This is a genomic window from Lacrimispora sp. YZC11 (genome assembly GCF_057543815.1).
In genome coordinates, this window is record NZ_BAAJYQ010000006.1 from 1,017,008 (window position 1) to 1,031,524 (window position 14,517).

Sequence of the window (14,517 nt, forward strand, 5' to 3'; positions counted from 1 at the left end):
TGCAGGCAGAACTTAGAAAATCAGCCGCTCGATGAGCCATAGGCGAATCAAATTACTTAACAAATTATAAAATGGAGGACAAAAACATGGATTACAACAAAATCAAAGAAGCAGCACAGAATTATGAAGCCGATATGACAAAATTCTTACGGGAAATCGTTAAATTCCCAGGCGAGAGCAGTGATGAAAAGGCTCACATCGACCGCATCGCGGCAGAAATGCGGAAGCTGGATTTCGACAAAGTAGAAATCGACGGCATGGGCAACGTATTAGGCTATATGGGAACAGGCAAGACTTTAATCGGTTTTGACGCTCATATTGATACCGTTGGTATCGGCAACAAGAGCAACTGGACATTTGATCCATACGAAGGCTACGAGAATGAAACAGAAATCGGCGGCCGCGGCGTATCCGATCAGTGCGGCGGTATCGTATCTGCTGTTTACGGTGCAAGAATTATGAAGGATTTAGGTCTTTTAAATGACAAATACACCGTTCTGGTTACCGGTACTGTTCAGGAAGAAGACTGTGACGGTCTTTGCTGGCAGTATATCATCAACGAAGGTAAAGTTCGTCCGGAATTCGTTGTTTCCACAGAGCCAACTGACGGCGGTATCTACCGCGGACAGAGAGGCCGTATGGAAATCCGTATTGACGTAAAGGGTATCTCCTGCCACGGTTCCGCACCAGAACGCGGTGACAACGCAATCTACAAGATGGCTGATATTCTTCAGGACGTTCGCTCTCTTAACGAGAACGATGCTGCTGATGACAAGGAAATTAAAGGCCTTGTAAAGATGCTTGACGAGAAGTACAACAAAGAGTGGAAAGAAGCAAACTTCTTAGGACGCGGTACTGTTACTGCTTCCGAGATCTTCTTCACCTCCCCAAGCCGTTGTGCAGTTGCTGACTCTGCTTCCGTATCCTTAGACCGTCGTATGACAGCAGGCGAAACATGGGAAAGCTGTCTGGAAGAGATCCGCAATCTTCCAAACGTAAAAAAATACGGCGATGACGTTACTGTTTCCATGTACGAATATTCCCGTCCTTCCTACACAGGTCTTACTTATCCGATCGAGTGCTACTTCCCAACCTGGGTTATTCCGGAGGATCACGATGTTACCAAGGCACTGGAAGACGCTTACAAGAACCTTTACGGTGATGTAAGAATCGGTGCAGAAGAAACTGTTGCTATGAGAACTGCCCGTCCTCTTACCGACAAGTGGACCTTCTCCACAAACGGCGTTTCCATCATGGGCCGCAACGGAATCCCATGCATCGGCTTTGGACCTGGTGCAGAGGCTCAGGCTCATGCTCCTAACGAGAAGACCTGGAAGCAGGATCTGGTTACCTGTGCAGCTGTATATGCAGCACTTCCAACCGCTTACTGCAAGTAATCCAAACAAGTTTTTAACAACCATTTTACCATAATTCTGGCAGCGGGCCTTTTAGGCCTGCCGCCACTCCTAACAATCATTTTTGCAATCTGCCGAACATTCCTTCCCCAATCAATGCCTGGCAGACTGCATGAAGGATAGATAACTATAAAACAAGATAATATTCAGGAGGCTAACTACAATATGAAAACCTTACAGGATTACATTGACAAACTGAATTCCTTAAACTTTAAGGAAATGTATGAGAATGATTTCTTCTTAACATGGGAAAAGACAGACGACGAGCTGGAAGCTGTCTGGACCGTTGCTGATGCTCTCCGCTTCATGAGAGAAAACAACATTTCCACAAAAGTATTCGAAAGCGGTCTTGGAATTTCCTTATTCCGCGACAACTCCACACGTACCCGTTTCTCCTTCGCTTCCGCATGTAACTTACTTGGTCTGGAAGTTCAGGATTTAGACGAGGGCAAATCTCAGGTAGCTCACGGCGAGACTGTTCGTGAGACAGCTAACATGGTTTCCTTCATGGCAGATGTTATCGGTATCCGCGATGATATGTATATCGGCAAGGGAAATACTTATATGCATGAATTTATGGACGCTGTTACCCAGGGAAATAAGGATGGCATCTTAGAGCAGAGACCAACCTTAGTAAACTTACAGTGCGACATTGACCATCCAACTCAGAGTATGGCTGATATGCTTCACATCATCCATGAGATGGGCGGCCTCGAGAACTTAAAGGGCAAAAAGCTGGCTATGACATGGGCTTACTCTCCTTCCTACGGAAAGCCATTATCCGTTCCTCAGGGAATCATCGGCTTAATGACACGTATGGGTATGGAAGTTGTTTTAGCTCATCCAGAAGGCTATGAAGTTATGCCTGAAGTTGTTGAAGTTGCAAAGAAGAACGCTGAGAAATCCGGCGGTACCTTCCGTGTATCCAACGATATGGCTGACGCATTCAAGGATGCTGACGTTGTATATCCAAAGAGCTGGGCTCCATTTGCAGCTATGGAAAAGAGAACTAACCTTTACGGCGAAGGCGACTCAGACGGCATCAAGGCTCTTGAGAAAGAATTACTGGCTCAGAACGCAAGCCACAAAGACTGGTGCTGTACAGAAGAGCTGATGAAGACCACAAAAGACGGCAAGGCTCTTTACATGCACTGCTTACCGGCTGACATCAACGATGTAAGCTGCAAGGACGGTGAAGTAGTAGCTTCCGTATTCGACCGTTACCGCGATCCGTTATACAAAGAAGCAAGCTACAAGCCATATGTAATCGCCGCTATGATCTTCTTAAGCAAATTTGAGAATCCACAGGAAATCTTAAAGAAGCTGGAATCCGGCAAGACACCAAGAATTTTTGAATAATTTCATATAGGGGCAGCTGACCCATATTTAAGAATTCCAGGCGCACCCGCAGCCTACTAATGGATACGGGTGCGTCTTTTAAATAATTCCTAATCGTTAAGAGGATAACAAAATGGAAAAGAAAAAAAGAATTGTTATTGCGTTAGGCGGCAATGCTTTGGGTAACACTCTGTCAGAGCAGATGACTGCAGTAAAGATCACGTCAAAAGCAATCGTTGACCTGATCGAAGAAGGCTGTGAAGTAGTGGTGGTTCACGGCAACGGCCCACAGGTCGGTATGATTAATAACGCAATGAGCGCATTAACCAGGGAAGATCCCAAACAGACAAACACTCCTCTTTCCGTCTGTGTCGCCATGAGCCAGGCTTATATCGGCTATGACTTACAGAATGCTATAAGAGAAGAGCTGGTAAACAGGAGCTTAAACAATATTCCTGTAACCACCATGATCACACAGGTTCGTGTGGATGAAAACGATCCTGCTTTCAACTCTCCCAGCAAGCCAATCGGTCATTTCATGACTGCAGAAGAAGCAAAACTGGCTGAGGAAAAGTACGGATACATCACGAAGGAAGATGCCGGACGGGGATACCGTCGTGTGGTAGCATCTCCAAATCCTGCAGAAATTATTGAAATCGGCGCAATCCGCTCCCTTGTGGAAGCCGGACAGCTGGTTATCGCCTGCGGCGGCGGCGGTATTCCCGTAACTCGTCAGGGAAACCACTTAAAAGGCGCAAGCGCGGTTATTGACAAAGATTTTGCAAGTGAATTGCTGGCTGAGGAACTGGATGCAGACTTCTTGATCATCCTCACAGCAGTTGAGAAAGTAGCAATAAACTTCGGTAAACCGGAAGAGAAATGGTTGGACGATATCACAACAGACGATGCCCGCAAGTATATTGGAGAAGGACACTTCGCTCCTGGCTCCATGCTGCCAAAGGTACAAGCTGCCGTGAAATTCGCAGATTCCAAGGAAGGGCGCAATGCGCTCATCACCTTGCTGGAAAGAGCAAAAGAAGGAATCCTGGGGAAGACCGGAACTCATATTCATAAGTAAACCGTAAATCTTTCCTAAAGGAGGAACTTTTACAATGAAGGAATCTAATAAGCAATACGCTTCTATATTTGAAATGGATGGTATCCCAAAATTTTCACAGGCTCTCCCACTGGCCATTCAGCATCTTGTGGCCATGATCGTAGGCTGTGTAACTCCTGCTATTATCGTATCAAACGTTGCCCAGCTTAGTCCTGCGGACAGGGTCATCCTGATTCAGGCTGCTCTGGTAGTATCCGCATTATCCACCCTGCTCGAGCTTTTCCCCATAGGCAATAAAAACGGTTTCCATCTGGGTGCCGCTCTTCCTGTCATTATGGGTATCAGCTTTGCCTATGTTCCCAGTATGCAAGCCATTGCCGCAGATTATGGCGTGGCAGCGATCTTAGGAGCTCAGATGGTGGGCGGTGTGGTTGCATTTATCGTAGGTTTTGGTGTAACGCGCATCCGTAAATTCTTCCCGCCGCTCATTACCGGAACGGTAGTATTCACCATTGGACTTTCTCTGTATCCAACAGCCATCAACTATATGGCGGGAGGAACTGCCAATAAGGATGTGGAAGGTTTGATGCGGTACGGCTCCTGGCAGAACTGGCTTGTGGCATTCATTACCCTGGCTGTTGTAACCGGCCTTAATCACTTTGGAAAAGGCTTCTTTAAGCTGGCTTCCATTTTAATCGGACTTATCGTCGGTTATGTTGTTGCCTTTTTCTTCGGAATGATAGATTTTGTAAACGTTGGAACTGCATCTTTATTCCAGGTTCCACAGCCGCTTCATTTTGGAATTGTTTTTGAACCATCTTCATGTGTTGCCATTGGACTCTTATTTGCGATAAACTCTGTTCAAGCGATCGGTGACTTTACTGCCACTACGACAGGATCTATTGATCGTGAACCAACAGATAAGGAACTTCGGGGCGGAATTATGGGCTACGGCTTCACCAACTTCTTCGGCGCCCTCTTAGGAGGTCTTCCCACTGCAACATACAGCCAGAACGTAGGTATTGTCACAACGACTAAGGTTGTTAACCGCTGCATTATGGGACTGACTGCAATTATTTTATTAGCGGCCGGATTAATACCCAAGTTCTCCGCTCTACTTACTACCATTCCTCAGTGCGTTCTTGGAGGTGCTACCGTATCAGTATTTGCTTCCATCGCCATGACAGGAATGAGACTTATTATGACAGAGAAGATGACCTTCCGGAACTCTTCCATCGTAGGTCTTGCTGTTGCACTCGGTATGGGAATTTCTCAGGCTCCGGCCGCATTACAGACTTTCCCATCTTGGGCTACTACCATCTTTGGACGTTCCCCAGTCGTTGTAGCAACCATAGTAGCAATCTTTTTAAATATCATACTTCCTAAAGATAAAGATCTAGCAAGTAAGAAATAAGATCAAATAAAAGGGCTGTTGGATAGATTCCAACAGCCCTTTTCACATGGTTTTATAGCTTCCAGATATCCCGGTTATATTCCTTAATGGTCCGGTCTGAAGAGAAATACCCTGCCTTGCTGATATTTATTAACATCTTTTTCGCCCATACATAAGAATCCTCATAATCCTTATAAATTCTTTCCCTGGCATCCGAATAGGCTTTGTAATCCAACAGGGTCATGAACCAGTCTTTCTTAAGTATCTCATCATAAAGCCGTTTTAAGTTCTCTTTATGGCCGATGGCAGTCATCTCCTCTCCCACCATAAAGTCCAGAGCTTCCCGGATCTCTGAATCCTTTTCGTGATATTCCTTAGACACATAATCCGCTTTTTCGTAATGCTGGATCACCGTTTCACTGGATTCACCGAAAATATAAATATTGTCTTTTCCCACCAGCTGCGCAATCTCCACATTGGCACCATCCATTGTTCCAAGAGTCACCGCCCCGTTTAACATGAACTTCATGTTTCCCGTTCCGCTGGCCTCCTTTGATGCAAGGGAAATCTGCTGGGAGATATCACAGGCAGGAATCAGCATTTCTGCTTTGGATACGTTATAGTTTTCCACCATAACCACCTTTAAATAAGGGCTTACCTGGGGATCATTGTTTATCAGCTCCTGGAGACATAAGATCAGGTGAATGATATCCTTTGCAATCACATAGGCAGGGGCCGCTTTTGCACCGAAAATTACGGTGACCGGAGTGGATGGTAAGTTTCCTTTTTTAATCTCCAGATATTTGTGTATCACATAAAGGGCATTCATCTGCTGTCTCTTATACTCATGAAGACGCTTGATCTGAATATCATAAATGGAATTTTCATTGATATCAGCCCCCTGGGTTAACATAAGATATTCCTTTAAAGCGATCTTGTTCTGCTTTTTCATATCCAGTATTGCCTTTAAGGTTGCTTCATCATCGAAGGCTGCCAGCTTTTCTAACTCCATGGCGTCTTTCTTATATCCCTCACCGATCCTTGAGGTGATCAGCTGGGAAAGCTGGGGATTGCAATGGAGCAGCCACCGTCTGAAGGTGATTCCGTTGGTTTTATTGGAAAACTTCTCCGGATATATATCATAAAACTTCTTCAATTCACTTTTCTTCAGGATCTCCGTATGAAGGTATGCCACACCATTGACGCTGAAACCATAATGGATATCTATATGAGCCATGTGTACCAGATCCTTTTCATCAATGATTGCGACTGAAGGGTCTTTATGAACCTTACGGACCTGCTCATGAAGTTTCTTTATAACAGGCACCAGCTGAGGCACGGCTTCTTCTAAATATTCCATAGGCCACTTTTCAAGTGCTTCCGCAAGAATGGTATGATTGGTGTAAGCACAGGTCCTGCTGATAATCTTTGATGCCTCCTCAAAGGAAATTCCCCGCAAAGTTAAAAGACGTATCAGCTCCGGGATCACCATAGAAGGATGGGTATCATTGATCTGGATCACCGCATAATCCGGTAAGTCATAAAGCTTGCAGCCCTTTTTGATGCATTCATCAAGAATATACTGGGCGGCACTGCTGACCATAAAATACTGCTGGTAAATACGAAGCTTCCTGCCAGCCTCGTCACTGTCATCCGGATAGAGAAACAGGGTCAGATTCTTTTTTATATCCTCTTTATCAAATGAAATCCCATCTTTTATGATCTCCTCATCGATGGTTTCTAAGTCAAACAGATGAAGCTTGTTGATCCGTCCCTGATAGCCGGTCACCCCTATATCATACATTCTGGAGCGAACGGTCAGCCCACCAAAGGTCACGGGATAACTTACTTCTGTCCTGGTAAGCCAGCTATTTTCCTCGATCCAGGGATTGGGATTCTCCGCCTGAAGAAGGTCCTCAAAGGTTTGTTTAAATAAACCAAAATGATAATTAAGGCCAATGCCGTCTCCGTTTAAACCAAGGGTTGCCATGGAATCCAGAAAACAGGCGGCAAGACGTCCCAGACCGCCGTTTCCAAGAGACGGCTCCGGCTCCATTTCCTCGATCTCACAAATATCTCTGCCGTTCTTTATAAGAAGCTGGCGGACCTCCTCATACATACCAAGGTTGATCAGATTATTGGAAAGCAGTTTTCCGATTAAAAATTCCGCAGATATATAATATACTTTTTTCTTTCCTTCCTCCAGTCGTCTTTTCTCCGATTCTTCCTGTACGATTTTCAGCAATGCTGAATATATCTCCTTATTAGAACACTGATTTACCGCTTTTCTATATATTTCAAAAATCCGTTGCTCAAGATTCATAAAATCCACTCCTTTTTTGTTTTCTTTACCATTCCTCTAGTATTATAATATCCCAGGAGGTGTTTATCTTGCAGCATTCTGGCATAATGTGATACAATACTATCATTAACTACTATACAATTACGAAAAACAGGTGTTTTATGAATATTATACAGTACGAAAACTATCAGGAAAAACGGGAACAGGACCCTTCCGGTTTTCCTTACCTGACTTATCCCTGCACCATACCCCTGGATTTTAACAAGGTTCCTTTACACTGGCACGATGAGATGGAATTCATTTACATTAAGAAAGGGTCCGGACTTGTGTCTGTGGATTTTGTTCCCTACGAGGTCCATGGCGGCGACATCATCGTCGTCTGCCCCGGTATGCTTCATACCATCGAAAAGTGGAAGCAGGAATTCATGGAATATGAGAATATAATCTTTGATTTAGCCCTGATGCGTTCCAGACAACCGGATATCTGCTGGGAATCCTATCTCTCCACCATCAGCCGGAGGCAGAAAAATCTTCCGGTGCACGTGACAAAAGACTTCCCCTGTTACAGCAAAATTGCTTCCTGCTTAGACCAGATCGATCAGGTCCGTGAGACATTCCCAGAAGGCTACGAGCTGTTAATTAAAGGGAAATTATTTGAACTGTTTTTTATTTTCTGGAGCAATGAGGCGGCCTCCTCTCCTCCTCCTCCGCGCCCTCCAAAAGAGCTGGAACGGACCAGGCAGATCCTTAAATATGTGGAACAGCATTACAGCAGGCCACTTTCCATAGAAGAAGTATCAAACGCCTGCGGCATGAGCCAGTCCCATTTTATGAGATTTTTTAAGAATACCATAGGGATGCCCTTTACCGCTTACTTAAATGATTACCGCCTGACCATGGCCTCCAGGCTGCTCCTCTCCTCTGAGGATTCGGTACTTACCATTGCAGGGGATACGGGATTTAACAATCTGTCTTATTTTAACCGGATCTTTAAGGAAAAATTCGGAATAACTCCCAGGGAATTCAGAAGGCATATGGATATTCCTCCCTCCGATTGAATATGATAGTATCAAATCATAGACAGGTGAAGCCATATGGATCGAAACCGAATAAAATTATCTGCTTTTACCGCGATTCCCCTGGGAGTTGGGGCTTTAACAGTATATTTGACGAGAAACGGCTTATCCATATATAAAACTTTAATTCATCCTGCCCTTTCTCCCCCTATATGGCTGCTTCCGGTCATCTGGACCGTTCTATATATCCTCATGGGGTTTGGCTCCTATCTTGCCGCTTCCTCGCCGTCTCACAGAAAAGGAGAGGCCCTCCGGTTATATGGAATCCAGCTGCTTCTGAACTTCCTGCGGAGCCTGGTGTTTTTTAATCTAAAAAGTTATCTGCTGTCATTTTTGATTCTCATGTTCCTTTGGTATTCCATTGTAAAAATGATATCTGCCTTCTGGACTGTCAACCCGGATGCAGCAGTTTTACAGGTTCCTTATTTGATCTGGATCACATTTACCGGGTACTTAAATCTGGGGGTCATGTTTCTAAATTAAAGGAAGAACCATTCTGCATCATGACACAAAAAAGGAGCAAGGCCATGGCAACGTTTCTGTTGCTTTGGTCTTGCTCCTTATTAACTGTTCCTTTGAAAATGCATTTAGGATGGCAGCTTTCCCAATCTGCGGAGCATGGTTTTCTCTACCGCATTTAAGATATTCTCATAGCCTGTGCACCGGCATAAATGACCGGACATCAGCTTTCTTAACTCATCTCTGGTATACTCTTTGCCGCTTTCTAAAATTTCCACCGCTGACATAATAAATCCCGGCGTACAGAATCCGCACTGGACCGCTGCCTCGTCGATAAATGCCTGCTGGATATCGGAAAGCTCTCCGTTAGGTCCCATAAGACATTCCAGGGTCCGGATGTCTTTTCCATCTGCCCAGACAGCCAGATAGATGCAGGAATTGAAGCATTCATGGTCTATGATCACGTTGCAGGCTCCGCATTCTCCTACCTCACAGCCTTTTTTTACGGAAGTCAGGCGGTAATCATCCCGCAGCAAATCGGTAAGGGAAGCCCGGACATCTACCATTGTTTCTGTGTATTTTCCATTAATGGTACATTTTACTAACTTATATTGTGCCGGCATTAGATCTCACCTCCTGAAAGTTTCACTGACTCTATGAAGCTGCGGGTTGCCATTTCCACTGCGACGTGCTTACGGAAATCCTTTGAGGCACGCCAGCTATCCCTGGGATTGATGTCGGCAAGGACTTCCTTTCCGAAGGCTTCTGCCAGTTCTTTTGAAATCGGCTGTCCTTTTGCCAGATTTTCCGCACTTTTCGTGCGCATAGGTATAGGGCCTGCTACTCCAAAAGCGATCCTAACGTCTTCTACCGTCTTTTTATCCTCTGACAGCTTGACATTTACGGAACATCCTGTGGTGGCGATATCCATTGCGTTTCTGTTGGCGTATTTGATATAATGACCCTTATATCCTTCATAGCTCTTCTTTGGAATGATCACCGCTGTCTGAAGCTCGCCTTCTCTGATATCCACGGTTCCTGCTTTTATATAGAATTCGCTGATAGGAATCCGGCGGATGCCTTCAGGGCCAGTCAGCTCGATCACCGCATCCCATGCAAAAAGTGTAGATGCCGAATCCGCCGAGGTAACGCCGTTGCAGGTATTTCCTCCGATTGTGGCAATGTTTCTTATCTGGGGGCCGCCAACCATATCTACCGCTTCTCCAAGTACATTGATGTATTCCTGGATAATGGGATCCTTAGTAATATGGGAGAAACTGGTAAGAGAGCCTATGCGTATGGCCTCTTCCTCGTCAATCTTCACGCCCCTCATTTCATCGATCATATAAATACTGATCAATTCCTTACCGGCACGTTTTCCTTCCCGCATCTGTATTAAAACATCGCTGCCGCCAGCTATGATCTGTGCCTCTGGATGTTCCATCCGCAGCTTTACGGCCTCTTCTACGGTATTTGCTTCATATAATGCTTTCATATCATACATAGAGCATTCCTCCTTGCTATTAAGTTGTTACAGTTCAGAAAAGTCCCTCTTCCTTGAACCGTTTAAATAATGCCTGGGATGTCATTGGTATCTGGTACATGCTCACACCTGTTGCATTTAAAATGGCATTACGGATTGCCGGAGCCACTGGACATGCCGGAGGTTCTCCCAGAGCTTTCGTTCCAAATGCGCTGGTTGGTTCATAGTTTTCCACGAACTGGGCCTCCAGATGCGGATGGTCCATGGCAGTGGATAATTTATAATCCAACAGATTGTCATTTAAAGTTCTGCCCGTTTTTTCGTCAATAAGAAGCTGTTCGGAAAGGGCATAGCCGATACCCATGCTCATTCCTCCGTGGACCTGAGCCTCAGCAAGAGCCGGATTGATCAGCTGTCCGCAGTCATGGACATTGATGATGTCAACTAATTTTACCTTACACATGGGAATATCCACCTCTACCTCGGCAAAGCAGCATCCAAAAGAATAGGCATTGGATTTTATCTGATAAGTGCTTTCAGAGGTCAAATGCTGGCTGTGTGACAGGCTGTAAATGGCCTCCGTGGATAATTCGCCTAAGGACATAAGCTCTCTTCCATCAGTGGTCCTCACGATCTTTCCATCCCTGATATCCAGGTTAAAGACCGGCATCCTGGTCAGCTCATAGGCGTAATTTAAAATCCTCTCCTTTAATAAAAGCGCTGTCTGCTTTATGGCAAAGCCTCCTACATAGGTCTGCCTTGAAGCATAGCAGCCGGTCCCAAAGGGGGTGACATCCGTATCCTGGGAGGAAATTACATGGACCATTTCAAAAGGAACGCCTAACGCATCTGCTGTCATCTGTGCAAACGCCGTATCAGCACCCTGGCCGATCTCTGTCTCCGCCAGCTGTACCTGTACGGAACCATCCTGGTTCAGCACCATCCGGCAGGAAGAGGATTCCAGGCTGATGGGCCACACCGCTGTATTATACCAGAATACCGCACAGCCAATCCCCTTACGGACAGGACCGGTCTGATTTTCGTATTCCTTCCTTTTCCGGTCGAAATCTATATAGGCTTTTCCTTTATCAAGACATTGATTAAAGGTGTCAAAGAAATTTTCATTTTTTGAAAAACCTTCCACGTAACCGATTGGCATCAGATTTTTACGGCGGAATTCCACCGGATCCATGCCGATTGCCAGGGCGATGTCATCGGACTGGCTTTCTACGGGGAACATCGCCTGTGGAATACCATAGCCGCGCATAGCGCCTGCCACAGGCATATTGGTAAATACCGTATAGGCATCACATTCTATATTATCGCAGGGATATAACTGTGGAAAAGCATTCATGCCCTTTGCTGCGATTCCGTGTCCATGAGAGGCATAAGCTCCCTGATTGGAAAAGCACTCCAGCTTACGTGCTGCAAAGGTGCCGTCAGGGCGGACCCAGCTGATGATATGGCTGCGGATGGCGTGTCTTGTTCGGTTGCTGACAAAGGTCTCCTCACGGGTAACATCAAGCTTGACCAGACGTCCTCCCACGACCTTTGAAAGATATGCGCAAAGTGGCTCATACAACGCATCCTGCTTATTTCCAAAGCCGCCGCCTATATATGGTTTGATGATGCGGACGCTTCCCCACGGGATTCCAAGAGCCTGCCCTACAATCCTCCTGACAATATGTGGGATCTGGGTAGAAGATACCACGCTTATCTTACCATTTTCTATACTGGCAAAACAAATATGGTTCTCAATATGGCAGTGCTGAACAATAGGGGTGTCATACCACTGGTCGATTTTGATCAGATCAGGCTCTTTAATGGCTTCTTCCAGATTTCCTTTTCTGATGCTGGAATGTCCCAATGTGTTATTTGGGTATTCTTCATGAAGCTGAGGGGCTCCTTCTGCCATGGCCTCCTGTACGTCCAGAACAAAGGGGTATTCCTCGTATTCTACTTTTAAAGCCTTGATCGCCTGCTTTGCAGCTATTTCATTTTCTGCGATAACTGCCGCCACGTCATCACCGTAGAAACGCACCCGGTCCGTCAAAAGAAGGCGGTCCGACACATCCTGATGGGCAGGATCTGTTGACCAAGGATGCCCCGCTGTTGGGAAATAGAATTTCGGCACGTCAAAACAGGTCACTACTTTAACGACTCCCGGTATTTTCTCTGCTTCTGAGGTATCAATGGATGTTACAACTCCATTGGCTATGGCAGAGTGGTAGATCTTAGCTACCAGAGCATTCTTCTCACAGAGATCATCGGTATATTTGGATCTTCCCGTCACCTTATCAAGTGCGTCGACACGGGCAACACTTTTTCCGATTATCATAGTTACTCCTCCTATTTTTAATTCTGATAGTAAGCAGCTTCCCGGTCCTTCCCTTATGAAAAGGACCGACGGAGACGAGACTTTTTCAAAGCAGAAAACGCTTATCAAAGTGATGTCGCCGCCAGTCCCTGTGTCTGTTGACCGGTTGTTCTGATTTTAATCAGACTGCTTTATTGGGTTGTTTTATATTATTATATTAATATATATTTTAGCACAAACAATACTGCTAGAACATACATAAGGGTACTGATTTTCTTTTCTTTTGCTTTGCCTGTTAACACATTAATAACGACATAAGAGATAACTCCCATGGAGATTCCCTCGGAAATACTGTACATAAAAGGCATAGCAATAATTGCGATATAGCATGGAATTGCCTCTGTGAAATCTGCAAAGTCAACCTTTGTGACGGAAGTCAACATTAAGAATCCTACCACTACCAGAGCAGGAGCCGTAGCAAAGGACGGAATGGCTAAGAAAATCGGGGATAAGAACAGGGACAAGCCAAATAAGATGGCTGCAACCACTGCTGTTAATCCGGTTCTGCCGCCTTCTGCAACACCGGCAGCACTTTCTACAAAGGTGGTGGTAGTGGAGGTACCGAATATTGCACCTGCAGTCGTACCAACAGCATCTGCCATTAATGCGCCCTTGATTCGGGGAAGTTTTCCTTCCTTATCCAGCATATCCGCCTTGGAAGCCACACCGATTAAGGTTCCCAGTGTATCAAATACGTCAACAAACAGGAATGCAAACATTACTACCAGGAAATCAAGAGAAAGGATTTTGGAGAAATCCAGCTTAAAAAAGGTCGGGGACATATCCGGAATTCCAAAACCTGCTGAAAAGTTAGGGAATACGCTGAACATACCCAGCTCTGGATTCGGTCTGTACAAGCCGATGGCCTGGCAGATCATACCCAGAACCCATGTAATAATAATACCCCACAAAATGTTGCCTTTTACATTTTTTACTACCAGCACGGCTGTAATCAGAATGCCGATAATCGCAAGTAATACGGTAATACCAACGGTCTGGAAAGAACCATCCGCCAGAGAACTTTTGAAAGAAAACATAGTAACAAGAGTTGCTCCATCCACAACGATCTTTGCATTCTGCAGACCGATGAATGCGATAAACAAACCGATACCAACGGATACGGCATGCTTTAAATTCATTGGAATCGCATTAAAAATCGCCTCTCGTACATTCGTCAGTGAAAGAATGATGAAAATAATACCTTCAACGAATACGGCGGTCAATGCGATCTCCCAGGTATAGCCCATGTTAAGGACTACGGTATATGCGAAATACGCATTAAGTCCCATACCTGGTGCTAGTACAAAGGGATAATTTGCAAGCCCTGCCATTAAAAGGGTAGCAAACAGTGATGCAAGAGCAGTAGCTGTAAAAACAGCCCCGCTGTCCATTCCCGCTGCACTTAAGATGCTTGGGTTGACTGCCAGGATATAAGCCATTGTCATAAATGTGGTTACGCCGGCTACGATCTCGGTCCTTGCATCCGTGTGATTCTCAGATAAGTGAAATACCCGCTCTAAGAGTCCTCCGCTTTTTTGTGTTTCCATACTTACCTCCTTGATAGTTAGAATATTTTCTTTGCTGTATTAAGATCTGCTCCATGCAGTTCTTTTTTAA

Annotated in this window: 11 protein-coding genes; 6 read left to right on the plus strand and 5 right to left on the minus strand. The window is 45.3% G+C overall.

What is annotated here, in order from left to right:
• Positions 1–86: 86 nt before the first annotated feature.
• The 4 genes from AC27IJ_RS11005 to AC27IJ_RS11020 all read left to right on the plus strand — a co-directional run bounded on the left by AC27IJ_RS11005 (position 87) and on the right by AC27IJ_RS11020 (position 5,224).
• Positions 87–1,397, plus strand: coding sequence for a YgeY family selenium metabolism-linked hydrolase (locus AC27IJ_RS11005; protein ID WP_312442745.1), 1,311 nt, complete (start codon positions 87–89; stop codon positions 1,395–1,397).
• A 183-nt stretch (positions 1,398–1,580) separates the two neighbouring features.
• Positions 1,581–2,774: a knotted carbamoyltransferase YgeW gene (ygeW, locus tag AC27IJ_RS11010; protein ID WP_312500689.1), complete on the plus strand. Its 1,194-nt coding sequence runs from the start codon at positions 1,581–1,583 to the stop codon at positions 2,772–2,774.
• A gap of 112 nt (positions 2,775–2,886) precedes the next feature.
• A complete protein-coding gene (gene arcC / locus AC27IJ_RS11015) occupies positions 2,887–3,831 on the plus strand; it encodes a carbamate kinase (protein ID WP_312442743.1) in 945 nt (314 codons plus the stop codon).
• Positions 3,832–3,865: 34 nt separating this feature from the next.
• Complete coding sequence (locus AC27IJ_RS11020) at positions 3,866–5,224, plus strand: uracil-xanthine permease family protein (protein ID WP_312442741.1); 1,359 nt, start codon at positions 3,866–3,868, stop codon at positions 5,222–5,224.
• Between the two features lie 52 nt (positions 5,225–5,276).
• Here AC27IJ_RS11020 and AC27IJ_RS11025 read toward each other — a convergent pair whose 3' ends face one another.
• Positions 5,277–7,526, minus strand: a complete 2,250-nt coding sequence (locus AC27IJ_RS11025) for a glycogen/starch/alpha-glucan phosphorylase (protein ID WP_487148842.1) — start codon at positions 7,524–7,526, stop codon at positions 5,277–5,279.
• Between the two features lie 140 nt (positions 7,527–7,666).
• Between AC27IJ_RS11025 and AC27IJ_RS11030 the strand changes: the two genes are divergently transcribed.
• Together AC27IJ_RS11030 and AC27IJ_RS11035 are read left to right on the plus strand one after the other, a co-directional pair.
• Entirely contained in the window at positions 7,667–8,563 is an 897-nt protein-coding gene (locus tag AC27IJ_RS11030) for an AraC family transcriptional regulator (RefSeq protein WP_312442739.1), read from the plus strand.
• Positions 8,564–8,599: 36 nt separating this feature from the next.
• Entirely contained in the window at positions 8,600–9,064 is a 465-nt protein-coding gene (locus tag AC27IJ_RS11035) for a TspO/MBR family protein (protein ID WP_312442738.1), read from the plus strand.
• A gap of 104 nt (positions 9,065–9,168) precedes the next feature.
• Here the strand turns inward: AC27IJ_RS11035 and xdhC are convergent, their stop codons facing one another.
• From xdhC to AC27IJ_RS11055, 4 genes are all read right to left on the minus strand, one after another.
• Positions 9,169–9,663: a xanthine dehydrogenase subunit XdhC gene (gene xdhC, locus AC27IJ_RS11040; RefSeq protein WP_312442737.1), complete on the minus strand. Its 495-nt coding sequence runs from the start codon at positions 9,661–9,663 to the stop codon at positions 9,169–9,171.
• Positions 9,663–10,544, minus strand: coding sequence for a xanthine dehydrogenase subunit XdhB (xdhB, locus tag AC27IJ_RS11045; protein WP_312442736.1), 882 nt, complete (start codon positions 10,542–10,544; stop codon positions 9,663–9,665). Before xdhB ends, xdhC begins: the two co-directional genes overlap by 1 nt.
• 34 nt (positions 10,545–10,578) lie before the next feature.
• Positions 10,579–12,861 (minus strand): xanthine dehydrogenase subunit XdhA, encoded by a 2,283-nt coding sequence (gene xdhA, locus AC27IJ_RS11050; protein WP_312442735.1) that lies wholly within the window; start codon positions 12,859–12,861, stop codon positions 10,579–10,581.
• 191 nt (positions 12,862–13,052) lie between these two features.
• Positions 13,053–14,447 (minus strand): NCS2 family permease, encoded by a 1,395-nt coding sequence (locus AC27IJ_RS11055; protein ID WP_312442734.1) that lies wholly within the window; start codon positions 14,445–14,447, stop codon positions 13,053–13,055.
• Between the last annotated feature and the right edge of the window lie 70 nt (positions 14,448–14,517).